Annotated in this window: 28 protein-coding genes; 16 read left to right on the top strand and 12 right to left on the bottom strand. The window is 44.5% G+C overall.

Going from position 1 to position 22,877, the window contains the following annotated elements:
• Positions 1-169 precede the first annotated feature (169 nt).
• The gene (locus AAC853_RS06795) at positions 170-676 is read left to right on the top strand and encodes a hypothetical protein (protein ID WP_340614037.1); all 507 of its coding nucleotides are present in this window, start codon (positions 170-172) and stop codon (positions 674-676) included.
• 131 nt (positions 677-807) lie between these two features.
• Here the strand turns inward: AAC853_RS06795 and sspB are convergent, their stop codons facing one another.
• The 5 genes from sspB to zapE all read right to left on the bottom strand — a co-directional run bounded on the left by sspB (position 808) and on the right by zapE (position 4,579).
• Complete coding sequence (gene sspB, locus AAC853_RS06790; RefSeq protein ID WP_338884248.1) at positions 808-1,305, bottom strand: ClpXP protease specificity-enhancing factor; 498 nt, start codon at positions 1,303-1,305, stop codon at positions 808-810.
• 3 nt (positions 1,306-1,308) lie between these two features.
• Positions 1,309-1,950 (bottom strand): stringent starvation protein SspA, encoded by a 642-nt coding sequence (sspA, locus tag AAC853_RS06785; RefSeq protein ID WP_340614036.1) that lies wholly within the window; start codon positions 1,948-1,950, stop codon positions 1,309-1,311.
• A gap of 427 nt (positions 1,951-2,377) precedes the next feature.
• The gene (rpsI, locus tag AAC853_RS06780; RefSeq protein ID WP_045959780.1) at positions 2,378-2,770 is read right to left on the bottom strand and encodes a 30S ribosomal protein S9; all 393 of its coding nucleotides are present in this window, start codon (positions 2,768-2,770) and stop codon (positions 2,378-2,380) included.
• Positions 2,771-2,785: 15 nt separating this feature from the next.
• On the bottom strand, positions 2,786-3,214 hold the full coding sequence (rplM, locus tag AAC853_RS06775; RefSeq protein ID WP_011148147.1) for a 50S ribosomal protein L13: 429 nt from the start codon (positions 3,212-3,214) through the stop codon (positions 2,786-2,788).
• Between the two features lie 237 nt (positions 3,215-3,451).
• Positions 3,452-4,579 (bottom strand): cell division protein ZapE, encoded by a 1,128-nt coding sequence (gene zapE / locus AAC853_RS06770; RefSeq protein ID WP_338884246.1) that lies wholly within the window; start codon positions 4,577-4,579, stop codon positions 3,452-3,454.
• Between the two features lie 541 nt (positions 4,580-5,120).
• On the opposite strand from zapE, the gene zapG reads away from it, so the two are divergent.
• The 3 genes from zapG (at position 5,121) to degS (ending at position 8,348) form a co-directional block, all read left to right on the top strand.
• Positions 5,121-5,519 carry a Z-ring associated protein ZapG gene (gene zapG / locus AAC853_RS06765; RefSeq protein WP_338884245.1) on the top strand — a complete coding sequence of 133 codons (399 nt, stop codon included), beginning with the start codon at positions 5,121-5,123 and terminating at the stop codon, positions 5,517-5,519.
• A gap of 300 nt (positions 5,520-5,819) precedes the next feature.
• Positions 5,820-7,196 (top strand): Do family serine endopeptidase, encoded by a 1,377-nt coding sequence (locus tag AAC853_RS06760; RefSeq protein WP_340614035.1) that lies wholly within the window; start codon positions 5,820-5,822, stop codon positions 7,194-7,196.
• 90 nt (positions 7,197-7,286) lie between these two features.
• Positions 7,287-8,348: an outer membrane-stress sensor serine endopeptidase DegS gene (gene degS, locus AAC853_RS06755; RefSeq protein ID WP_340614034.1), complete on the top strand. Its 1,062-nt coding sequence runs from the start codon at positions 7,287-7,289 to the stop codon at positions 8,346-8,348.
• A gap of 68 nt (positions 8,349-8,416) precedes the next feature.
• Here degS and murA read toward each other — a convergent pair whose 3' ends face one another.
• From murA to mlaF, 7 genes are all read right to left on the bottom strand, one after another.
• Positions 8,417-9,679 carry a UDP-N-acetylglucosamine 1-carboxyvinyltransferase gene (murA, locus tag AAC853_RS06750; protein WP_338884242.1) on the bottom strand — a complete coding sequence of 421 codons (1,263 nt, stop codon included), beginning with the start codon at positions 9,677-9,679 and terminating at the stop codon, positions 8,417-8,419.
• Positions 9,680-9,736: 57 nt separating this feature from the next.
• A complete protein-coding gene (gene ibaG, locus AAC853_RS06745) occupies positions 9,737-9,991 on the bottom strand; it encodes a BolA family iron metabolism protein IbaG (protein WP_074020576.1) in 255 nt (84 codons plus the stop codon).
• Between the two features lie 133 nt (positions 9,992-10,124).
• Positions 10,125-10,478, bottom strand: a complete 354-nt coding sequence (gene mlaB / locus AAC853_RS06740) for a lipid asymmetry maintenance protein MlaB (RefSeq protein ID WP_340614033.1) — start codon at positions 10,476-10,478, stop codon at positions 10,125-10,127.
• A 1-nt stretch (position 10,479) separates the two neighbouring features.
• Entirely contained in the window at positions 10,480-11,109 is a 630-nt protein-coding gene (mlaC, locus tag AAC853_RS06735) for a phospholipid-binding protein MlaC (RefSeq protein ID WP_340614032.1), read from the bottom strand.
• A gap of 34 nt (positions 11,110-11,143) precedes the next feature.
• Complete coding sequence (mlaD, locus tag AAC853_RS06730) at positions 11,144-11,656, bottom strand: outer membrane lipid asymmetry maintenance protein MlaD (protein ID WP_340614031.1); 513 nt, start codon at positions 11,654-11,656, stop codon at positions 11,144-11,146.
• Positions 11,657-11,660: 4 nt separating this feature from the next.
• Complete coding sequence (mlaE, locus tag AAC853_RS06725; RefSeq protein WP_340614172.1) at positions 11,661-12,443, bottom strand: lipid asymmetry maintenance ABC transporter permease subunit MlaE; 783 nt, start codon at positions 12,441-12,443, stop codon at positions 11,661-11,663.
• 10 nt (positions 12,444-12,453) lie between these two features.
• Positions 12,454-13,257 carry a phospholipid ABC transporter ATP-binding protein MlaF gene (gene mlaF / locus AAC853_RS06720; RefSeq protein ID WP_340614030.1) on the bottom strand — a complete coding sequence of 268 codons (804 nt, stop codon included), beginning with the start codon at positions 13,255-13,257 and terminating at the stop codon, positions 12,454-12,456.
• 231 nt (positions 13,258-13,488) lie between these two features.
• Here mlaF and AAC853_RS06715 point away from each other — a divergent pair, with 231 nt between their 5' ends.
• From AAC853_RS06715 to AAC853_RS06660, 12 genes are all read left to right on the top strand, one after another.
• Positions 13,489-14,466, top strand: coding sequence for a calcium/sodium antiporter (locus AAC853_RS06715; protein ID WP_340614029.1), 978 nt, complete (start codon positions 13,489-13,491; stop codon positions 14,464-14,466).
• 35 nt (positions 14,467-14,501) lie between these two features.
• Positions 14,502-15,470 (top strand): arabinose-5-phosphate isomerase KdsD, encoded by a 969-nt coding sequence (gene kdsD, locus AAC853_RS06710; RefSeq protein WP_340614028.1) that lies wholly within the window; start codon positions 14,502-14,504, stop codon positions 15,468-15,470.
• Between the two features lie 68 nt (positions 15,471-15,538).
• The gene (gene kdsC, locus AAC853_RS06705) at positions 15,539-16,102 is read left to right on the top strand and encodes a 3-deoxy-manno-octulosonate-8-phosphatase KdsC (RefSeq protein ID WP_340614027.1); all 564 of its coding nucleotides are present in this window, start codon (positions 15,539-15,541) and stop codon (positions 16,100-16,102) included.
• A gap of 18 nt (positions 16,103-16,120) precedes the next feature.
• Complete coding sequence (gene lptC / locus AAC853_RS06700; RefSeq protein WP_338884233.1) at positions 16,121-16,714, top strand: LPS export ABC transporter periplasmic protein LptC; 594 nt, start codon at positions 16,121-16,123, stop codon at positions 16,712-16,714.
• Positions 16,695-17,243 carry a lipopolysaccharide ABC transporter substrate-binding protein LptA gene (gene lptA, locus AAC853_RS06695; RefSeq protein ID WP_338884232.1) on the top strand — a complete coding sequence of 183 codons (549 nt, stop codon included), beginning with the start codon at positions 16,695-16,697 and terminating at the stop codon, positions 17,241-17,243. The genes lptC and lptA overlap by 20 nt, the downstream gene beginning before the upstream one ends.
• Positions 17,244-17,249: 6 nt before the next feature.
• Positions 17,250-17,975, top strand: coding sequence for an LPS export ABC transporter ATP-binding protein (gene lptB, locus AAC853_RS06690; RefSeq protein ID WP_338884231.1), 726 nt, complete (start codon positions 17,250-17,252; stop codon positions 17,973-17,975).
• Between the two features lie 69 nt (positions 17,976-18,044).
• Positions 18,045-19,484 carry an RNA polymerase factor sigma-54 gene (rpoN, locus tag AAC853_RS06685; RefSeq protein WP_340614026.1) on the top strand — a complete coding sequence of 480 codons (1,440 nt, stop codon included), beginning with the start codon at positions 18,045-18,047 and terminating at the stop codon, positions 19,482-19,484.
• A 24-nt stretch (positions 19,485-19,508) separates the two neighbouring features.
• A complete protein-coding gene (gene hpf / locus AAC853_RS06680) occupies positions 19,509-19,811 on the top strand; it encodes a ribosome hibernation promoting factor (RefSeq protein WP_338884228.1) in 303 nt (100 codons plus the stop codon).
• A 170-nt stretch (positions 19,812-19,981) separates the two neighbouring features.
• The gene (gene ptsN, locus AAC853_RS06675; RefSeq protein WP_338884227.1) at positions 19,982-20,449 is read left to right on the top strand and encodes a PTS IIA-like nitrogen regulatory protein PtsN; all 468 of its coding nucleotides are present in this window, start codon (positions 19,982-19,984) and stop codon (positions 20,447-20,449) included.
• A gap of 40 nt (positions 20,450-20,489) precedes the next feature.
• Complete coding sequence (rapZ, locus tag AAC853_RS06670; protein ID WP_189758752.1) at positions 20,490-21,341, top strand: RNase adapter RapZ; 852 nt, start codon at positions 20,490-20,492, stop codon at positions 21,339-21,341.
• A 17-nt stretch (positions 21,342-21,358) separates the two neighbouring features.
• Positions 21,359-21,631, top strand: coding sequence for a PTS phosphocarrier protein NPr (gene npr, locus AAC853_RS06665; RefSeq protein WP_047768742.1), 273 nt, complete (start codon positions 21,359-21,361; stop codon positions 21,629-21,631).
• A 390-nt stretch (positions 21,632-22,021) separates the two neighbouring features.
• Positions 22,022-22,840, top strand: a complete 819-nt coding sequence (locus AAC853_RS06660; protein WP_340614025.1) for a hypothetical protein — start codon at positions 22,022-22,024, stop codon at positions 22,838-22,840.
• Positions 22,841-22,877: the final 37 nt, after the last annotated feature.

Raw genomic sequence — 22,877 nt, 5'->3', positions numbered from 1 at the left:
AGTCAAATATATCGATTTAATCCCCTGCTCGTTATAGCAATGCAACAATCATGCAATACCTTAATACGGCAATGAGGTTGGCTTTTTACCAAAAAAAATTCATTAGAGTCATTAATTAAATGGAAATGAAATAAAAAATCATTAAAGTGATAATAACAGGTAGAAATGTATGCGCTTACTCACCCAGATACTCTGCTTCTCTTTTATATCCTTAGCAAGTTCACCCTCTCTTGCCAGGTTTTCTACACCTGCCGGAATTATGCAGCAAGTGCAAGAAAGGGGGATAAATTCTGTTGTAGCAGAGATAAACGCAGAAAATAAACAGGACAAAATTATCCAAAATATTACGACTGGTGATAAACAATGGTTGCAAGTTGCTTTTAAACTATCACCTAATATCCATCCAGAATTTTCCCGGCAAATCATTAATGCCTTATCAGTTGCTTTAATTGAAAATCCTGTGGAAGTATTATCACTGACAAACGCACATCGTATCCTCTCATTCACTAATATCTGCAACATGCCTCCAACGATCAGAGGAAGCAGCCAACAGAGATCATTCGTCAAGAAAATGATAGATAGCCTAAGAGCTGCGGAGAAATCTAGTAGGGGAGAAAACCAATACAATATCGAAAATTGTATATGGCAATTTGAGAAATCGCTCAATTACATGTAGCACTAACATTCTAAAAATAATAAAGGAGAACAATGTCTCCTTTATTTCCATCTCTCATGATCTCCTTCACTTTCCAAGTCGCGGCTTTGCTGATTGCAACTTGAAATCTATCAGGGATGAGCATTGGATAATTATTTTACGACGCGCAAAGTTGGACGGCCTTTTGGCGGTTGAGGAGGTTCATCATCTGGCGAATCATCATCATGAGAAGCTTTTCTATCATGCTTACTATTATGGATATGCACCAGATTATCCGCTACTGGCATATCCGTTTCTTCTGATTCAGTATTATCCGCATTATAGGCGAATTCTGGCTCAAACATCATTCCCGCACCATTTTCACGGGCATAAACCGCAATCACAGCCTCCATTGGAACAGTCACTTGACGAGCAGCACCACCAAATCGTGCATTAAATCTAACTTCATCATTCGTCAATTGCAGATTGCCAACCGCTCTCGGTGAGATATTCAAGATAATTTGCCCATTTTGTGCATATTCCATCGGGACGTTAACACCATAAAAGTTAACATCTACAACAATATGCGGGGTCATGTCATTATCCAACAGCCATTCATAATGTGCCCGCAATAAATAAGGGCGGCGTGGAGACATTTGAGTCATCTCCATACATTAACTCCGTGTTTGTAAGCGCATTTCACGTTCTGCTTCCGTCAATGAAGCCAAGAATGCGTCACGTTCAAACACACGTTGCATATAGATTTGAAGATCTTTGGCACCTGGTCCTGACAGCTCAACCCCCAAGACAGGCAAGCGCCACAACAGCGGAGATAAATAACAATCCACCAAGCTGAACTCTTCACTCATAAAGAAAGGCATTTCTCTGAAAATTGGCCCAATTGCCAGCAATTCTTCAGCAAGTTGCTTACGTGCAGCATTCGCTTCCTGCACACTTCCTTCCTGAATTTTGTACATCAGGGAATACCAATCTTTTTCAATTCTATGCATCATCAGACGGCTAGAGCCTCGTGCGACAGGATACACAGGCATGAGTGGTGGATGCGGGAAACGCTCATCCAGATATTCCATAATGATGCGAGAATCATACAGGGTCAGCTCACGATCAACGAGAGTAGGAACGGATTGGTAAGGATTTAAATCAATCAAATCCTGTGGCAAATTACCCGATTCAACGTGTTCAATCTCTACGCTGACCCCTTTTTCCGCCAATACAATTCTCACTTGATGGCTAAAAATGTCGGTCGGGCCGGAAAACAGAGTCATTACCGAACGTTTGTTGGCAGCGACAGCCATGAAAACCTCCAAGTTTATCTAAAAAAAGGAACGAACAGCCCTTCAATGAACAGCGGCTATTCTCGCTCATATTCTCATCCTGTTTCGCACTTATTATCCGAGGTTATCCCTCTTTATCTTCTGGCAACTGCTTTATTGGCTGTAACAAGAAAATATCTTGGGATATTTTTACCTCTGCCAAATCGGGCAAACTCATGGATAAGGCAAAAAATTGTTAATAGTCTACCAGATTTTGCACATTTTGTGGGGAAGTACATTGAGAATTAATGATGAAATATTAGAGTCTGGGAATTAATTTCCCAAAAATGCTATTTTTTTGCCAAAAATAGAGAATTATCGAAGAGTGAAAAATCTGAAGGAATAAAAAACCCGCCATAAAAATGGCGGGTTTTTAACTTTAACCCACTGCCACAGTTGTGGCAATAAATTAACGTTTGGAGAACTGTGGACGACGACGTGCTTTGCGCAGACCCACTTTTTTACGTTCAACTTCACGAGCATCGCGAGTCACGAAGCCAGCTTTGCGAAGTTCAGAACGCAGAGTCTCGTCATAAGCCATCAGTGCACGGGTGATACCGTGACGGATTGCGCCTGCCTGACCAGAAATACCACCACCTTTAACGGTGATGTACAGATCCAGTTTGTTCAGCATATCAACCAGCTCAAGTGGTTGACGAACAACCATGCGTGCAGTTTCACGACCGAAGTAAACTTCGAGGCTGCGTTGGTTGATTACGATGTTACCGCTACCTGGCTTAATGAAGACACGAGCGGAAGAGCTTTTGCGGCGACCAGTGCCGTAGTATTGATTTTCAGCCATTGCCTATAATCCCGATTAAATGTCCAGAACTTGTGGTTGCTGTGCCGCGTGGTTGTGCTCGCTGCCCGCGTAAACTTTCAGTTTACGGTACATTGCACGACCCAGTGGCCCTTTTGGCAGCATGCCTTTAACCGCGATTTCAATGACACGCTCAGGACGGCGGGCAATCATCTCTTCAAAGGTCGCTTGCTTGATACCACCGATGTGGCCAGTGTGGTGATAATAAATTTTGTCAGAACGTTTGTTGCCGGTTACAGCAACTTTTTCTGCGTTAACAATAATGATGTAATCACCAGTATCAACGTGCGGAGTGTATTCCGCTTTGTGCTTGCCGCGCAGGCGACGAGCTACTTCAGTTGCAAGACGGCCCAAAGTTTTGCCATCTGCGTCAACAACATACCAGTCGCGTTTTACGGTTTCTGGTTTAGCTGTAAAAGTTTTCATTAAAGCTTACCCAATTATAAGTTACACGTTGGTGAACACTCGATGTTCAGAAACTGTTTTTGAGGTTCACACGACTCATGTCCAGCAAACCTACCCCTTCGAATAGCCTATGCCGGCACTAATGCAAGTTTTTTGGGAAATAAAAAATCCTGCTGTAACGTGGGGTCGCAAGATTATAGAGAACTCATCATAAAAAATCGACCCCAAATTCAATAATTATCCCAAAGGATAAAAGAATCAGGGTAAATGTGGAAGTTTTAGGTATTCCTCACTTTGCATTTCCTGCAAGCGAGACAGGCAACGTTGATATTCAAACGCCAACAACTCACCCTGATAAATCTGTTCCATTGGCGCGTCGGCATTAATGATAAGTTTTACCTGGCGCTCATAGAATTCATCCACCAAGGCAATGAAACGTCGGGCGGCATTTTCATTTAATGCCGTCATGATCGGCATATCGTGCAACAAAACCGAATGATAAAGTTTTGACAAAGCAATATAGTCCAGTTGACTGCGCGGATCTTCACACAATGTTTTGAAATGGATTGCCAATACCCCATCAACACTACCGATGGCAGGCATATTACGATGATTGATCTCCAATATAGGATTCAGCTCTCCTTCTCGTCCAGCCAAACGCTGAAACATATGACGCATCTCCTGTCGATTCTCTTCTGACAACGGCGTCAGATAGAGATGAGCCTGTGTTAATGTCCGTAGGCGATAGTCGATACCGGCATCAACATTCATCACGTCACAATATTTTTTGATCAGTTCAATGGCGGGTAGAAATCGTGCGCGCTGCAATCCATTTCGGTATAACTCATCAGGCGGGATATTGGATGTCGCTACCAAGGCAATTCCTCGGGCAAATAAAGCCTCCAGCAAGGTGCCAAGGAGCATGGCATCCGTAATATCGGATACAAAAAATTCATCAAAACAGAGTATATCCGTCTGTGCCTTGAAACCATCAGCAATTATCTCCAAAGGATCTTCATGGCCTTGTAATGTTGTTAACTCTTCATGTACCCGTAACATAAAACGGTGGAAATGGAGACGCAGTTTTCGCTCAGTGGGTAAACTTTGGTAAAACATATCCATCAGCCACGTTTTGCCACGCCCGACCCCGCCCCACATATAAAGCCCCTGAACGGGACGGAATAGCACAGACGTTTGCCGACCAAATAACTTGCCCAATATACCTTTCAGTCCACTTGCTTTTGGATTATGGCGTAGTTGAGCATTGATAAGGTCGCGATGAATAAGATCAAGGCGTTCAACCGCCTTGCGCTGTACTTCGTCAGGTTGATACTGCCCCTCAGACAAGGCTGATTGATAGAGAGATGAAGGTGTAATCGGTGACATGAAAATAACAATCCTTAACGTTTTTTATTCTCAATACGTATATACGCATTAAACCTCAAGTTGCAATTTACAACATGATATGAAACCTGATTTCCCCCGCATCGCGGGGAGAAACCACACGCATCTTGAAGTTAGATTGGTATAATAATTTACCAATAAGAACTATACGCATTAAACTTCAAGCTGCAATTTACAACACGATATGAAACCTGATTTCTCCCCGCTTCGTGGGGAGAAATTACATTCATCTTGAAGTGAGATTGGTATATACCAATGCCCACTACTGTGAATTGAGGGATATGATTTTGCCTACCTGCTTTGGGAAATCTGTATAAAATTAATCTATTAGATTACAGATACGTGAATTAATTAATAATCAATATTCCACTCTGACTAAATTAACGGTTATAGTGGTCATTATGAACCAAGAGCCTATCCTAATAGTTGTATATCCTTGCAAACAAAACGGCCTAATGGGATAAAGCTCTAGAACATTGCAGAAACAATCTTGCGGAATAACGATGTTACTAAAGGAGTTGCCATGACTTGGGAATATGCCCTGATCGGATTAATCATCGGTTTTATCGGGGGCGCGCTGGCTGTCCGTTTTGGCAGCGCAAAGCTACGCCAACAAAATACCCTACAAGCTGAATTGGAGAAAAATCGGGCGGAATTGGAAGAGTACCGCAAAGAGCTGGTCAGCCATTTCGCCCGTAGTGCTGAATTACTTGACAATATGGCACACGATTACCGCCAGTTGTATCAACACATGGCGAAAAGTTCCAATGAACTGATGCCCAATATGCCTGTGCAGGATAATCCTTTCAATTATCGTCTAAGCGGCTCCGAAACTGAGAAAAACAAAGTGACTGCTGACACGCCACCACGGGATTATTCTGAGGGTGCATCTGGCCTATTCCGTCCAATTCAAGATAAGTAATTAATGCACTTTGCCGTGGTAATAATCGCTACCACGGCTCTCTTTCGTCCCCGCCATTCAATGGAAAAATGTTTGTTTTTTATTTTTTATTCACGTAAATACCTGTAAAGAAACGCATTGAAACGACTTTATTAGTGAACTTTGCTGAATAATTGAGAGTCATAACAGCATTGAAACAATGATGCTTAAGGCCTATATAACTCCCAGGAATAAGTGATTTCTAAGGCATCAACGCCTTGACAGGACAGGTCTCTTAAGCACAATTTCCTTTTCTAGCTTAGGTATTAAGAGAACGTATTCATGAAAAGAAAAAATACATTACTCAGCGCACTCGCTATTAGTATCGGATTATCTTTAGCTTCAGTTCCAATGGTAAGTAATGCAGCTCTACCTGCTGTATCCGCTCAAGAATTACCCAGTCTCGCTCCCATGCTGGAAAAAGTGCTGCCTTCTGTTGTCACTGTTCATGTTTCAGGTACAGAAGTACAAAGCCAACAACTCCAATTACCTGACGATTTCCAGTTCTTCTTCGGGCCAGCATTTCCCCCGCAAGAACCAAGAAAACGTCCATTCACGGGGTTAGGTTCAGGGGTAATTATTGATGCCAATAAAGGTTATGTATTGACCAATAGCCATGTCATTAATAACGCAAATAAAATACGCGTTCAATTAAATGATGGCCGTGAATACTCAGCAAAACTCCTTGGACGTGATCCACAAACCGACATCGCTCTTTTACAATTGAAAGATGCCAAAAATCTGACTGCCATCAAGTTCGCCGACTCCGACCAACTGCGTGTCGGAGATTATGCCATTGCCATCGGTAACCCATTTGGCTTGGGGCAAACCGTCACATCTGGGATCATTTCCGCTCTTGGCCGTAGCGGCCTGAATCTGGAAGGTTTGGAAAACTTTATCCAAACCGATGCCCCGATTAACCGTGGTAACTCTGGTGGTGCATTGATTAATCTGAAAGGGGAACTGATCGGTATTAACACTGCTATCCTCGCACCAAGCGGGGGTAACGTCGGTATCGGTTTTGCTATCCCAAGTAATATGGCTAAGGTCCTTTCCGCTCAGCTTATTTCCCACGGTGAAGTCAAACGCGGCATACTCGGTATAAAAGGAACCGAGATGACAGCAGACATCGCCAAAGCACTCAATGTTGAAGCACAGCAAGGGACATTTGTCAGCGAAGTTCTGCCTAAATCGGCGGCGGCTAAAGCAGGTATCAAACCAGGGGATGTCCTAATCTCCTTTGATGGCAAGAAAATTAATAGCTTTGCTGAGCTACGCGCGAAGGTTGGTACAACAGTTCCAGGTAAAGAAATCACAATTGGTCTGCTACGCAAAGGGAAGCCACTTGAAGTCACCGTTACACTGGATGACAGTGATGGAGAGCCAACGAAAGCAGAAAACTTGAGTATTGCCCTGCAAGGCGCAACCCTGAGTAATGCCGCCATCAAAAACACCCAAGGCATCAAAGTGGATTCGATTACGCCGAACTCACCTGCTGCAATATCAGGCTTGCAGAAGGATGACTTAATTGTTGGTGCCAACAATGTACGTGTACGAAATATCAGCGAATTACGTAAAATCACTGAAGAGAAGCCAGCCATTATCGCATTGAACGTCTTACGTGGTGACGATAATGTTTATCTCTTACTGCGTAATTAATCTATATCCACCACAGACGCAGTATGATTGCTGCGTCTGTCCACTTCTATGCTATTCTTCTTTCAATCAATTACTACGCTGAATAATGTCATGCTGATCAAGTTATTGCGTTCTATACTCATAGGCTTATTGATTGCCGCTATTTTGCTGGTCACTATACCGTCCCTGCGTCCCAGTGGCTTAAAAAATTTCCTGAGCGATAACAACAGCAACGATACAATATCCAGTTTCAGCAAAGCAGTCCGTCGGGCTGCGCCTGCGGTAGTCAATATTTACAGCAGCAGCATGGGCAGTTTTTCCCATGAAAGTCGGGAGCTCCTTCCCTTGGGTTCCGGCGTGATTATGAGTGAACAGGGCTACATTCTCACAAATCGGCATGTTATCAATAAGGCAGCTTCCATTATTGTCGCTTTACAAGATGGACACTTTTATGAAGCCCTGCTCGTCGGCTCAGATGGTCCAACCGATCTGGCCGTTTTAAAAATCAACGCCACAAACCTGCCTGTGATCCCAATTAATCCTAAACGTGTGGCCCACGTAGGCGATATCGTATTAGCTATCGGCAATCCGTACAATTTGGGACAAACCATTACACAAGGCATTGTCAGTGCAACCGGACGTGTCGGTCTCAGTCCAACGCGTCGTCAGAATTTCCTGCAAACAGATGCATCAATTAACCAAGGCAACTCCGGTGGTGCTTTGGTCAATACGCTGGGAGAATTAGTGGGTATCAATACGTTGACATTCGATAAGTCTGAGTTTGGTTCAACACCGGAAGGGTTGGGATTTGCCATTCCAACAAAACTGGCTACAACCATTATGCAGAAATTGATCCGCGATGGCCGGGTTATCAGGGGATATATAGGCATCACCGCCAGAGAATTACCCTATATTCGCTCATCAGGCAGTCATATCAATCAAATTCAGGGGTTACGCGTTTTCCAAATTGCTCCCAACGGCCCTGCTGAAAAAGCGGGGATCAGAGTGGGAGATATCATTACCCGCGTTAATCACCAACCAGCCATCTCACCAGTGGAAACAATGGATCAAGTCGCGGAAATTCGTCCGGGTAGTGTCGTTCCTGTCACTGTGCTACGCGACGGAACTTCCCTCACACTTAACGTCACAATTGATGAGTTTAATGGCTACTAATCTTTTCTTTCTCGCCCACTCTTTTTTCATCTACAACGTGGTGGACGAGAAAGAATATTTAATTCTGTTTAGCCAGTTGTCTTAATGCGTTCAATATTTGCCCCAAGACCACGCAGCTTATCTTCAATATGTTCGTAACCGCGGTCAATATGATAAATACGATCCACGACGGTCGTGCCTTCGGCAATACAACCCGCTAATACTAAACTCGCAGAAGCACGTAAATCCGTTGCCATTACCTGAGCGCCAGATAATTTGTCAACACCATGACACAGCACGGTATTGCTCTCAATTTCAGCCCGCGCACCCATACGAATCAGTTCAGGAATATGCATGAAGCGATTTTCAAAAATGGTTTCGGTGATCATACCTGCACCATCCGCAACCATATTCAACAGGCTGAATTGCGCCTGCATATCAGTTGGGAAACCTGGATGCGGTGCCGTGCGGAATGTCACTGATTTCGGCCGTTGGCCATGCATATCAAGGCTAACCCAATCCTCTCCCATGTTGATATCCGCCCCGGCTTCACGCAGTTTGGCTAAAACAGCATCCAAGGTATCAGGTTTCGCATGACGGCAAACCACCTTACCACGTGAAACCGCCGCAGCGACCAGGAAGGTGCCAGTTTCGATACGATCAGGCAATATACGGTGAACACCTCCACCCAAGCGCTCAACGCCTTCAATCACAATGCGATCAGTACCTGCACCTTTGATTTTTGCTCCCAGCATATTGAGAAAATTAGCCGTATCTTCAATTTCAGGTTCGCGTGCAGCGTTTTCAATGACAGTGGTGCCTTCTGCCAAGGTTGCCGCGGTCATAATCGTAACCGTTGCCCCAACACTGACTTTATCCATCACAATGCTGGCACCTTTCAAACGGCCATCCACAGTGGCTCTGACATACCCTTCATCCAGCACGATTTTCGCACCAAGTTGCTCCAGGCCAGAAATATGAAGATCAACAGGACGCGCTCCAATGGCACAGCCGCCTGGCAAAGAAACTTGCCCCTGACCGAAACGCGCCACCAACGGCCCCAATGCCCAAATGGACGCTCGCATGGTTTTAACCAGTTCATAAGGGGCGCAATATTCATTGACTCCACTCGCATCAATAAAGACAGAACCATTACGTTCCACTTTTGTCCCCAACCGATTAAGCAACTTGATCGTGGTATCAATATCTCTCAATTCAGGAACATTCTGTAACTCAACCGGCTCTTCTGCCAGTAACGCTGCGAACATAATTGGCAAGGCGGCATTTTTTGCCCCAGAAATGGTCACCTCTCCCGATAGGCAGGTAGGCCCTTTCACACGAAATTTATCCATCTGTCATGATTCTCTTATTTAATTCAAAGTGCGCTGTTCGCGGCGAGGCAAACAGCCTTAAAGTCCTTGAAGCTTACGGTCACGCTGCCACTGTGCCGGTGTATAGGCTTTGATTGACAACGCGTGAATGCGGTTATCAGCGATATATTCCATCAAAGGAGCATAAACAGCCTGCTGTTGTTTAACTCGGCTCAGGCCATCAAAAAATGCGCCAACAGCAATAACCTGAAAGTGGCTGCCATCACCGCTGACGATAACTTCATCAAGTGCCAATTTTTCCATCAGCACTTTTTTAATTTCATTCGTATCCATAGATCTGCTCACACTTGTCTTTAGAAAATAATAGTAGATGCCTATCCTAATGGAATACAGGCAACTCTTAAACCAAGAAAAACGCCCCTGTAAGTTGATGGCTTACAAGGGCGCTGATGATCAAAAAAGAGAATTACACCTTGGGCTGACTACCATCAAGAAGAGCTTGCAGGCCATACAACGTTACCAACGTGCTCAGCTGTTCCCCTACACCTGAAAAGGTCAGTACCTTGTCTCGTTTTTGGCATTCTCCCTTTAATTGGACAAACAGAGCCAACCCCGTAGAATCCACACGGCTTAGCTGGGAGACATCAATATTGTCAATGCCCTCCAGGGCCTGCTCTTTTTGTTGCCAAAGGGGTAGCAAACTATCGCGATCCAATGTGCCTTGCAGAAACAATGTATTACCGGCCTTTTCCCAGCTAACCGTTCCCTGATTGGCGTTTTCGTTAATCATCATACCGTTATCAACAGTCGTTTTTTCCATATCACTTTTTCTTTTCTAAAGTGATCGGTGCTTTCGCACTGCTAGCTAATTGTTCAGTCAAGCCATCGATACCTTTCTGGCGCAGGATATCCGCCCATTCGTTCTGCTTGGTCGTGATCATACTCACGCCTTCTGCAATCATGTCGTAAGCCTGCCAATAACCGGTCTTACTGTTTTTACGCCATTGGAAATCTAAACGAACTGGCGGCTGCCCGTTAGGATCGGTGATCGTGACACGAATAGCCACTATCGTCTTATCATCCAATGGCTGTTCTGGGGCAATCTGATAATCTTGCCCGTGATACATCGCCAAGGCCTGACCATATGCTTGTTCCAGATAGGATTCAAACGCCTTGAAATAAGCATCACGCTGCTCCGGTGTCGCTTGTTTGTAGTAAGGCCCCAGAACCAGTGCGCCTGCATATTTTATCTGCACATAAGGCAGCAATTCTTGACGCACGATCTGGCGCAAGACTTCTGGATTGGCTTGAATCTGTGGTTGATCGTTCTTCAAACGGCTAAACGTTTTTGCCGCGGCATCTTTCATCAATGCGTAAGGGTTGGTTTGATCTGTAGCGCTGGCTAAAGGTGCAACCACCAGCAACGCAATCATAAGTAATCGCTTAAACATAAGTGTTATTTCTCCTGAGCAGTAGGCTGCTAACTTAGTGTGCTTGTTCCGGTGCCGAAGCGGATTTTTCCTGACTTCCGCTACTACTCTTATACAGGAACTGACCAATCAAATCTTCAAGTACCATTGCCGGCTTAGTATCTTCAATACGATCGCCATCTTTCAACATGGCTGTACCTAAATCAGGATCATCAAACCCAATATTGAGGGCAACATATTGTTCCCCCAGTAATCCTGAAGTTCGGATAGAAAGCGAACTGGTATTGGGAATATTGTCGTATTGCGTGAAAATATCCAATTCAACTTGTGGCGTATAAGTTTTGTGATCCAACCAGATTTTCTCCACACGACCGACAACGACTCCGCCAACCTTCACCGGTGAACGTACTTTCAAGCCACCAATATTGTCAAATGCGGCATATACACGATAAGTTGGCTGGCTGCCGAAAGATTGAACATCTGCAACTTTGAGGCATAAAAATATGATTGCAGCCAGCGCAATCAAGACAAAAGCTCCCACCCAAATTTCATTTTTCTTGCTTTGCATCGACTTAGTTCCCAAACATCAGTGCCGTCAGCACAAAATCCAAACCTAATACCGCCAACGACGCATGAACCACCGTGCGCGTCGTCGCCCTGCTGATCCCTTCCGATGTTGGGATAGCGTCATAACCATTGAACAGTGCAACCCAGGTTACCGTAATAGCAAAAACAACACTCTTGAGAAAACAGTTGAGTAAATCTTTTTGCCATTCCACCGCAGATTGCATGGATGACCAGAAGAAGCCACCATCAATGCCTTTCCAATCCACACCCACTATTGCACCGCCCAAGATCCCCACAGCAGCAAAGATCAAGGAGAGCAAAGGCATACTGATAAAACCAGCCCAAAAACGCGGGGCAATAACGCGGCGCAGCGGGTCAACCGCCATCATTTCCAGACTAGAAATCTGTTCAGTCGCTTTCATCAAACCAATTTCTGCGGTCAACGCTGAGCCTGCTCGCCCTGCAAACAATAATGCCGTCACCACAGGCCCCAATTCACGCAGCAGTGATAACGCCACCATCATGCCAAGGCTGCCTTCCGCGCTAAATGTGGTCAACACCAGATAGCCCTGCAAGGCCAACACCATGCCAATAAACAGTCCTGAAACCACAATGATCAAAAGAGATTGAACACCGACGCTATACAGTTGCTGACGCAAAAGTGTCCATTGTTTGGCAGTTTCTGGCTTACCAATGATTGCATTAAACAGCATAAAGCCCGCACGACCGAATGAAGCCGTAACCTCAATCGTCCGTCGACCCATTGCTGCTAATGCCCGTGTTAACATTAACATTCCATCATCCTAATAACTCAGTTTTGTAATCCTCGGCCGGGAAACGGAAAGGTACAGGCCCATCAGCAATACCATCAAGAAACTGCCGTACCCGTTGATCCTGATTCATTCTCAGTTGATCTGGAGTACCTTCTGCGATCACTTTCTTCTCAGCCACAATATAAGCATAATCAGCAATACTCAGTACTTCAGGCACATCGTGGGAAACCACGACACACGTAACACCCAGCGCATGATTTAGCTCATCAATCAGCTTCACCAAAACACCCATTGTGATGGGGTCTTGACCGACAAAAGGTTCATCAAACATGATCAAGTCGGGATCGAGTGCAATCGCTCTTGCTAATGCTGCTCGCCTTGCCATACCGCCAGAGAGTTCCGATGGCATCAAGTGTGCAGCACCACGCAACCCTACCGCTTCCAGCTTCATCATCACGGTTGTATGAATCAACACTTCAGGCAGTTGGGTATGCTCACGCAGGGGAAAAGCCACATTGTCAAAAACATTCAGATCAGTGAACAAGGCACCCGACTGAAATAACATGCTCATTTTTTTGCGGGCAGCATACAAGCGTGGGCGGGACAACGCCGGAATATTATCACCATCAAACCAAATTTCACCGCGCTCAGGACGAATTTGCCCCCCGATCAGACGCAGCAACGTGGTTTTTCCGATACCAGAAGGTCCCATAATGGCGGTAATTTTTCCTTTCGGAACGGTCAGATTAATATCAGCAAAAATCGGGCGTTGGCCTCGGGTGAAATGCATTCCGCAGATCTCAATAAGATTTGCTGTTTGTTGACTCATTGTTGATAGCCCCTAACCGTTAATAGAACTGTCTTCATGACTGTATTTAAATAATTAATCATGCATACTACAAAAAATTGCCCAATTTTGCGTTAGCAAAGTTGTGACAGATTTTACTTTTTATTGCTTGATCGTCAGAATGTATAAGTCTAGCTGAATAAACATTCCATGTTTAAAAATCAACCATCATTAGCATTATGCTCGGAATAAAACTTATTTAAGGGACACTCCATGTTTCTGACAATTGTACTGCTCATTACCGGGTTGATTTTACTGGTGTATGGTTCCGATAGATTAGTTTATGGTGCGGCTGTTTTTGCCCGCGCCATGAAAATTCCCCCTTTTATTATCGGCCTGGTTATTATGGGAATAGGAACCTCGCTGCCAGAATTGATGGTCTCTGTCACAGCAATTTTAGACGGACAGCCAGACATGGCCATAGGCAATGCCATTGGCTCCAATATTACTAACCTGCTGCTCATTACAGGAGCAGCAGCGTTTATTCGGCCAATCAGGGTAAAATCAGAAATTCTGCGACGAGAAGTCCCCCTAATGTTGGCGATCACGGCATTTGCAGGGTATTTGCTATCCAATGGCTACCTGAGCCGGCTGGATGGTATTTTTTTAGTGCTTTCAGCCCTCTTCTTTATCTCCCTAATGATAAAGATGACCGCTTTCTCCAAACACAATAGGGTTGATAGCTATACCCAGGAACGAAATGCCGAATTGCCGCTTGAAGGCAACAAAGGAATTGCACTGCTTTGGGTGGTTCTGGGACTAATGATTCTTCCCATTTCTACCCGCATGGTGATTGATAATGCAACCGTTATTGCACGTATTTATGGTGTCAGCGAACTGGTGATTGGCCTGACAATGCTTGCCGTGGGAACCAGTTTGCCTGAGCTTGCTACCGCTATTGCGGCGGCCATAAAAGGTGAGAACGACATGGCAATGGGCAATATTGTTGGCTCGAACGTATTCAATGCCACTCTTGTCTTGGGTATCCCCGCCATACTTTCCCCTAGTGTCTTTTCACACCAAGCATTTTCCCGGGATTTTTGGGTCATGATGGCAGCGAGTATACTATTCACGGTATTTTGTCTGGGAAGAAAGCATCGATTGAACCGATTGAACGGCATCTTGCTACTGGGCTGTTTTATCGCTTATTTTGTCGTACTTTTTGTTTCTAATTATTACGGTACTGAGTAATTGCCGATTGAATGGGAAAAGAGTGGGAAGTAAAAATGCCTAAAATCGATTTTCAGCAAGCAGGTAAGCAAGTATTACATATTGAACTTGAAGGGCTGGTTGGCCTGGAACAATACATTAATGACGATTTCAGCCAAGCCTGTGAGCTCATGTTTAGTTGTGAAGGAAAAGTCATTGTGATGGGGATGGGCAAATCCGGTCATATTGGACGAAAAATCGCTGCGACATTTGCCAGCACCGGCACACCTTCGTTCTTTGTCCATCCTGGCGAAGCCAGCCATGGCGATCTCGGCATGGTAACCGCAAAAGATATCGTGCTGGCAATTTCCAATTCTGGTGAATCAAATGAAATTCTGGCATTAATTCCCGTACTCAAGCGACAAAAAGTCCCGCTCATCTGCATGACAAATAATCGCAACAGCAACATGGGCAAAGCCGCGGATATCCATTTGTGCATCAAAGTTCCACAAGAAGCCTGTCCATTGGGATTAGCCCCTACCACCAGCACTACCGCCACACTCGTCATGGGCGACGCATTAGCCCTTGCGCTCTTACAAGCCCGTGGCTTTACCGCTGAAGATTTCGCCCTTTCCCATCCTGGTGGAGCACTCGGGCGCAAACTTCTGTTGCTGGCCGATGACTTAATGACCACCGGTGATGACATCCCCCGTGTTCCCCGTACAGCGACTCTGCGTGAGGCTTTAGTGGAAATCACCCGCAAAAAATTGGGCATGACGGTTATTTGTGATGATGACATGCAGATCAATGGTATTTTCACCGATGGCGATTTACGCCGTGTTTTCGATATGGGCATTGATTTAAACAATGCAAAAATTTCTGATGTCATGACTGCCGGTGGCATTCGTATTAAACCCAATGCCCTAGCGGTTGATGCTTTAAACCTAATGCAATCACGCCATATCACCTCACTATTGGTCACAGAAGGTGACAAATTACTTGGTGTACTACACATGCACGATCTTTTGCAGGCCGGTGTTGTGTAGGCTGGTCTTCTATAAAACAAGTAAACTGTTACAAACAAGCATGATATAAATCTTAAGAGAATTTCTTAATGAGTCAAAAAGCGTACCTGGACACCTGTTATGGCCCAGTTAATAAAGCAATTATCGAAAAAGCCCATCAAATCCGTTTACTGATTTGTGATGTTGATGGCGTGCTGTCCGATGGGCTTATCTACATGGGCAATGAAGGTGAAGAACTGAAAACTTTTAACGTTCGTGATGGTTATGGCATCCGTTGTTTAATCACCTCCGGTATTGAAGTTGCCATCATTACTGGCCGCAAAGCAAAACTACTGGAAAATCGGGCAGAAACATTAGGCATTACATATCTTTACCAAGGACAAAATGATAAGGTTTTGGCGTATAAGGAACTGTTGGATAAACTAGCGTTGCAGCCAGAACAAGTCGCCTATATTGGTGATGACCTTATTGACTGGCCTGTCATGGCACAAGTTGGATTATCTGTTGCAGTTGCTGATGCCCATCCTTTACTGTTGCCAAAAGCAGATTATGTGACTCAGATTGCCGGCGGACGCGGTGCAGTCAGGGAACTTTGTGATTTGGTTCTCTTCGCTCAGAATAAGCTCGAAGATGCCAAAGGGTTATCCATATAAATTAAAATTGAAAAAAGAATGAGCAAAATTCAATCCTGGCTGATCGCAATACTGGCACTGATCGCGCTTGCGCTGATTGGCTGGAATTTCTCGAATGTAAATGATGATACCTCATCAGCCATTGTGGATGATGGTTATCCGACTTATCAAACACAGGAAGCCATTACTTTTGTCTATGATCCGGAAGGTAAGCTGACTTACAAGCTGGTCGCTGACGATGTTAAAAACTATACGGAAGCCAAACTGACCTGGTTTACCAACCCTGTATTGACAACATTTGACCCCAATGGCTCCCCTGGCACCCCGATAGCGACATGGACAGTACGCGCCAACAAGGCCAAACTGACCCAAGATAAGATGCTCTATCTATACGGGGATGTCCAAGTGGATAGCCTAAACGATGCGTCACAATTGCAGCGGATCACAACAGACAATGCGATCGTCAATCTGACAACCCAAGATGTCGCATCCGATGACCGAGTCACGCTTATTGGTGTCGGTCTGAAATCTGTTGGCATGAAAATGCGCGGCAATCTGCGAAACAAAACTGCTGAACTGATTGAAAAGGTGACCACTCAATATGAGATTCCACATGAACAACCTAATCCGTAATTCCGTTATTGCTAGTACGCTTTTTGCCGTCAGCCTGCCCGTACTGGCCTTAAAAGATGATACAAAAAAACCCATTACCATCGACTCAGCAAGGCAGTCATTAGATTTAACGGGAAACATTGCCACATTTACGGATAATGTTATCGTAAAACAAGGCTCAATCGATATTCATGCTGATAAGGTCGTTGTTACCCGCCCGGAAGGGGATTCTGACAAGACAGTGATTGAAGCATTTGGTAATCCTGCTACTTTTTACCAATTGCAAGATGATGGTAAGCCCATCAAAGGTCATGCATTAAAGATGCGCTATGAGATGGATAAGGAGCTTATCACCCTGACGGGGGACGCCTATCTTGAACAGCTAGACAGCAATATCAAAGGCGATAAAATCACTTATCTGGTACCAACACAGCTAATGGAAGCATTTAGTGATAAAGGTAAACATGTCACCACCGTCCTGTTACCTGCCCAGCTACAAGAAAAAGGCCCTGGTGTTAACGGTGCTGACGCTCAGAAAAAGGGTAAATAACGACTGATGGCAATATTAAACGCAGAAAATCTGGCTAAAGCCTATAAAGGCCGTAAGGTCGTTGAGAATGTCAGCCTAAACGTGAAATCAGGGGAGATTGTTGGCTTGCTTGGCCCCAATGGGGCGGGCAAAACCACAACGTTCTATATGGTCGTTGGCATTGTTCCACGCGATGCTGGCTCTATCACCATTGATGAAGAAGATATCAGCCTGCTGCCCCTGCATGAGCGTGCACGCCGTGGGATAGGTTACTTGCCTCAGGAAGCCTCTATCTTCCGTCGTTTGAGTGTATTCGACAATTTGATGGCGGTACTGGAGATCCGTAAGGACCTGACCCAAGAGCAAAGAAAAGCGCGTGCAGAAGAGTTGATGGAAGAATTTCACATCTCTCACCTGCGTGATAACCTTGGCCAATCACTTTCCGGTGGTGAACGCCGTCGGGTGGAGATTGCCCGTGCACTGGCCGCCAATCCCAAATTCATTCTGTTGGATGAACCTTTTGCTGGCGTTGACCCCATTTCGGTACTGGATATTAAAAAGATCATTCAACATCTGCGGGATTACGGGTTGGGTGTACTGATTACTGACCACAATGTGCGTGAAACACTGGATGTCTGTGAACGTGCCTATATCGTCAGCCAGGGTCATTTGATTGCTCACGGAACGCCGAATGACATCCTGAATAACGAGCAGGTTAAGCGCGTTTATTTGGGTGAAGGTTTCCGCCTTTAACTTTTATCCTTCTATCAAGCGCGATTCAAGGAACTCTTCAAGCTAGGTTAAGGAGAAAGTGGTAACCCTATGAAGCAAAGTTTGCAACTCAGGCTCAGCCAGCAATTGACGATGACGCCACAACTCCAGCAAGCCATCCGTTTGTTGCAACTATCTACGCTTGAGCTTCAGCAAGAGATTCAGCAAGCGTTGGAAACCAACCCGCTGCTTGAACAGGATGATCCGCATCAGGAAGTAGAGAATCAGGCACTTTCTGATGCCGACACTGAAGTCATGGATACCCGTGACGCACTTGAACAGAGGGAGATGCCTGAAGAGCTACCACTGGATGCCAGTTGGGATGAAATTTACACCGCTGGCACGCCTTCAGGAACTCACAGTGATTATAGCGCTGATGATTTCCCCGTATATCAGGGAGAAACCACCCAAACCTTGCAAGATTACCTCATGTGGCAGGCAGGATTAACGCCATTTACCGAAACGGACGCTGCTATTGCCACTTCAATCATTGATGCCATTGATGACACCGGATATCTGACCATTTCTATCGAAGAGATCCTTGCCAGTATTGGTGATGATGAACTGACTTTGGCAGAGGTCGAAACCGTTCTCAAACGCATACAACATTTTGATCCGATTGGCGTTGCTGCCCGTGACTTACGCGAATGCTTGCTTATCCAGCTTGCAATGCTGCCGCCAAAGACGCCCTATCTGAATGATGCCAAACTTATTGTCAGCAACTATCTGGCACTACTGGGTCACCGAGACTTCCGTAATTTATTACGTCAGAGCAAATTAAAAGAGAGTACCCTGAAGGGGGCAATTGATATCATTCAATCACTGGAGCCAAAACCTGGACTGGTAGTCAATACCGGTGAATCCGAGTATGTTATTCCAGATGTATTGGCACAGAGAGAAAATGGCAGCTGGCAAGTCAGGCTAAATACCGATAGCATCCCCCGTCTGCGCATTAACCAACACTACGCAGCACTGGGACAACGGGCCAACAATGAGAGTGACAGCCTGTTCATACGCAATAACTTGCAAGAGGCCAAATGGCTGCTCAAGAGCCTTGAAAGCCGTAATGAAACATTGCTGAAAGTCGCCCGCTGTATTGTTGAACGGCAACAAGACTTTTTTGAATATGGTGAGGAACACATGAAACCACTGGTATTGGCTGATATCGCCTATCAGATTGACATGCATGAGTCCACCATTTCCCGCGTGACAACCCAGAAATACCTGTATAGCCCACGAGGGATTTTTGAACTTAAGTATTTTTTCTCCAGCCACGTCAACACCGACAGTGGTGGTGAAGCTTCTTCTACCGCGATACGTGCACTGGTGAAAAAACTGGTCGCGGCAGAGAATCCGGCTAAGCCACTGAGTGACAGTAAATTGACCAGCATACTCGCTGAGCAAGGTATTCAAGTGGCTCGCCGGACTGTCGCAAAATATAGAGAGTCGTTATCCATCCCGCCTTCAAACCAACGTAAAAAATTGGTTTGAACAACATAGAGAAGGAAAACACCTATGCAACTCAAAACCACGCAACTCAATGTTACAGGCCACAATATTGAAATTACCGATGCACTTCGCAACATTGTGAACACCAAATGCGGCAAATTGAATCAATACTTCGATAAAATTAACCTCATTCAGGTCATCCTCCGGGTGGAAAAGGTGCAACGGATCGCCGAAGCTACAGTGTATGTTAATGGAGGTGAGTTGCATGCAAGCTCAGAACATGAAGACATGTATGCGGCAATTGATGTACTGGTAGATAAGCTAGCGCGTCAATTGACCAAACACAAAAGTAAATTGAGACAACATTAATCGCTTTTAGGCAACGGGGCTGTCATAAAATTATCACTGTTCTATCTATAACACCGTCTATAACGCCCTGTACTTAGTGCGATCTGTAGATCGGTTTTAGAGCGGCAGTGCATTAATACCGGATGCCTTATCAGGCATCTGGTATAACAAGGCCCTAAGTGAATAAAGAAATGAACAACGAAACAGATTTACCACTAAGCTCTGTGCTTTCACCCGCATGTACACGCAACAACGTACCTTGTTCGAGTAAAAAGCGCGCCTTAGAGATTATCAGTGAGCTAGCATCAAAACAGCTTGAAGTGCCGGAAAATGCCGTATTCGAGGCTATTCTTTCGCGCGAAAAAGTCGGCACAACAGGAATTGGCAACGGGATTGCGATCCCTCACGGCAAATTGGATAAAGAGCGTTCGGATAATGCCGTTGGGGTATTTTTACACCTGGAACAACCCATTACCTTTGACGCCATTGATAATCAACCTGTTGACTTGCTGTTTGCTTTATTGGTGCCGTCAGACCAATGTCAGATCCATTTACACTCACTATCATTGATTGCAAAGCGCCTTGCAGATAAAAATCTCTGCCGTCGCCTGCGCTCAGCGCAGAGCGATGAAGAACTGTATAAAATTATTACTGAATAAATAGCGATTATAATTATAAACATTTAGGGGGAGTCACCTCATGGTGCTGATGATAGTCAGTGGTCGTTCAGGTTCTGGGAAATCCGTTGCTTTACGGGCACTGGAAGATATGGGCTTCTATTGCGTGGATAACCTGCCCGTTGTGTTGCTGCCAGAATTGGCAAGCACACTGGCCGAACGTGATATCTCGGCGGCGGTTAGCATTGATGTCAGAAACATGCCGGAATCGCCAGAAATTTTTGAAGAAGCCCTGACGCAATTGCCTGACAGTTTTTCACCACAATTACTGTTTCTTGATGCGGATCGTAATACCCTGATCCGCCGCTATAGTGACACACGCCGTCTGCACCCACTCTCCAGCAAGAACCTGTCACTGGAAAGTGCCATTGACCAAGAAAGCGATTTACTTGAACCCCTGCGCTCACGTGCTGACTTGATCATCGATACCTCTGAAATGTCCGTTCATGAACTGGCGGAAATGCTCAGGACACGTCTATTAGGCAAACGGGAACGAGAATTGACGATGGTGTTTGAATCCTTTGGGTTCAAACATGGTATCCCTATCGACGCAGACTATGTTTTTGATGTGCGTTTCCTGCCAAACCCTCACTGGGATCCGAAACTGCGCCCAATGACGGGTTTGGATCGTCCTGTGGCCGCGTTTTTGGATCGCCACACGGAAGTTCATAATTTTATTTATCAGACCCGTAGCTATCTTGAACTTTGGCTACCTATGCTGGAAACCAATAATCGCAGTTATCTGACCGTCGCTATTGGCTGCACAGGCGGTAAACACCGTTCAGTCTATGTGGCAGAACAGTTGGCTGATTATTTTCGTTCCCGTGGAAAAAACGTGCAATCACGCCACCGCACACTGGAAAAACGCAAATAATATGAATAACACAAGCCATGACAGTCAAGCAAAGACTTGAAATTAAAAATCGGCTCGGAATGCACGCTCGGCCTGCGATGAAACTGCATGATCTGGTACAACAGTTTCAATCAGAAGTGATTCTGCGTAACAGCAGTAACTTACAGGCCGAGGCCCGCAGCGTCATTGCCATGCTGATGCTCGATTCTGAACAAGGCAGCCATATTGACGTTGAAGTCAATGGGCCGGATGAACAACAAGCACTGGCGGCCATTATCGAACTCTTCAATGCCGGGTTTGACGAAGAGTAACACCTCCCTTCTATATACATTACATATTGTCTCTAATGGCTTCTTATTCAAGACATACTCCCACCAGTCCCCAAATCTAACGATATGGCAGACGGATTTAACTTGAATATTGATTTATTCCTTGATATATACGCATTAAACTTCAAGTTGCAATTTACAACACGATATGAAACCTGATTTCTCTCCGCTTCGCGGGGAGAAATCACATGCATCTTGAAGTTAGATTGGTATATAGCAGGTAATAGTTATTACTCTTATTACAAACAACTTTTTATTCAATATCTTAAGTCAACCATTAGTGACAGCATACGCAATCAATGCCAGGACTTAGTTGAAATAAATTAATATTAATTCAACCCACCCAGGAAAATATAAAATAAGTTAAAGACAATGAAAGAAAAGGAAAAAACAATACAACATCATTTCGATAATGATTTGATAAAGTTAATTAATTTTAATCTCGATTGTGCTGAAAAAGAATGGCAACAAGTTCGACATAAATTAAATAAAAATGAAACTAATATATCAACGGATTGGATTAATAATAATTTCCATCAGCATATTGATAGCAATAATAACGTTATCACCACTGAATTAAATCCTGCATACAGTCACAAAGATAGCTTTAAACAAGTACCGGAAAAAGAAATGGTACAAACGTTCATACCCGGCTATCCAGTTTTAGAGAATAATAAACCTGAAGTTGATGAATTTGTTGTATTTATGATGGATATGAGAAACTCCAGCTCTAGCTTTAAACAACGTCCCACCGCCACTATAGAATGTGGTTTACAAAGGATTTTCTATGAAACGTCCGCATTAATTCCAGCAGTAGTTTATACAGCCGCACAAGAAAGTGGGAAAGTGACAGAGCTACTTGGCGATGGGGCATTAATTCTTTTTCACATTAAGCCTAACAACCGCATAAATATAATAAATAAAGCTTATATGGCTGGCAAACAATGCATTAATAATACAATTAATCATGTTAATGCTATCTTATGGGATAGATACAATTTACCCCCTTTAAAAATTGGTATAGGCCTTGCTTATGGAACTGCCATCGTTAAGGTCATAAATATAAACGGACATCATCCTAAAGTGATAGGCCAGTGTGTTTGGGAAGCAACAAAATTAAGCCACGGAGAAAATACGATAGGATTGTCAGAAGAAATTCAAAAAATATTAAATTTAAATAAATCATGTTGATATTATAAAAATATTTAGCCAAATAATGGAAATTCAT

Origin of the sequence: Xenorhabdus thailandensis (assembly GCF_037996785.1) — a bacterium.
Classification (GTDB): domain Bacteria; phylum Pseudomonadota; class Gammaproteobacteria; order Enterobacterales; family Enterobacteriaceae; genus Xenorhabdus; species Xenorhabdus griffiniae.
This window is presented reverse-complemented; position numbering and strand designations above follow the sequence as displayed.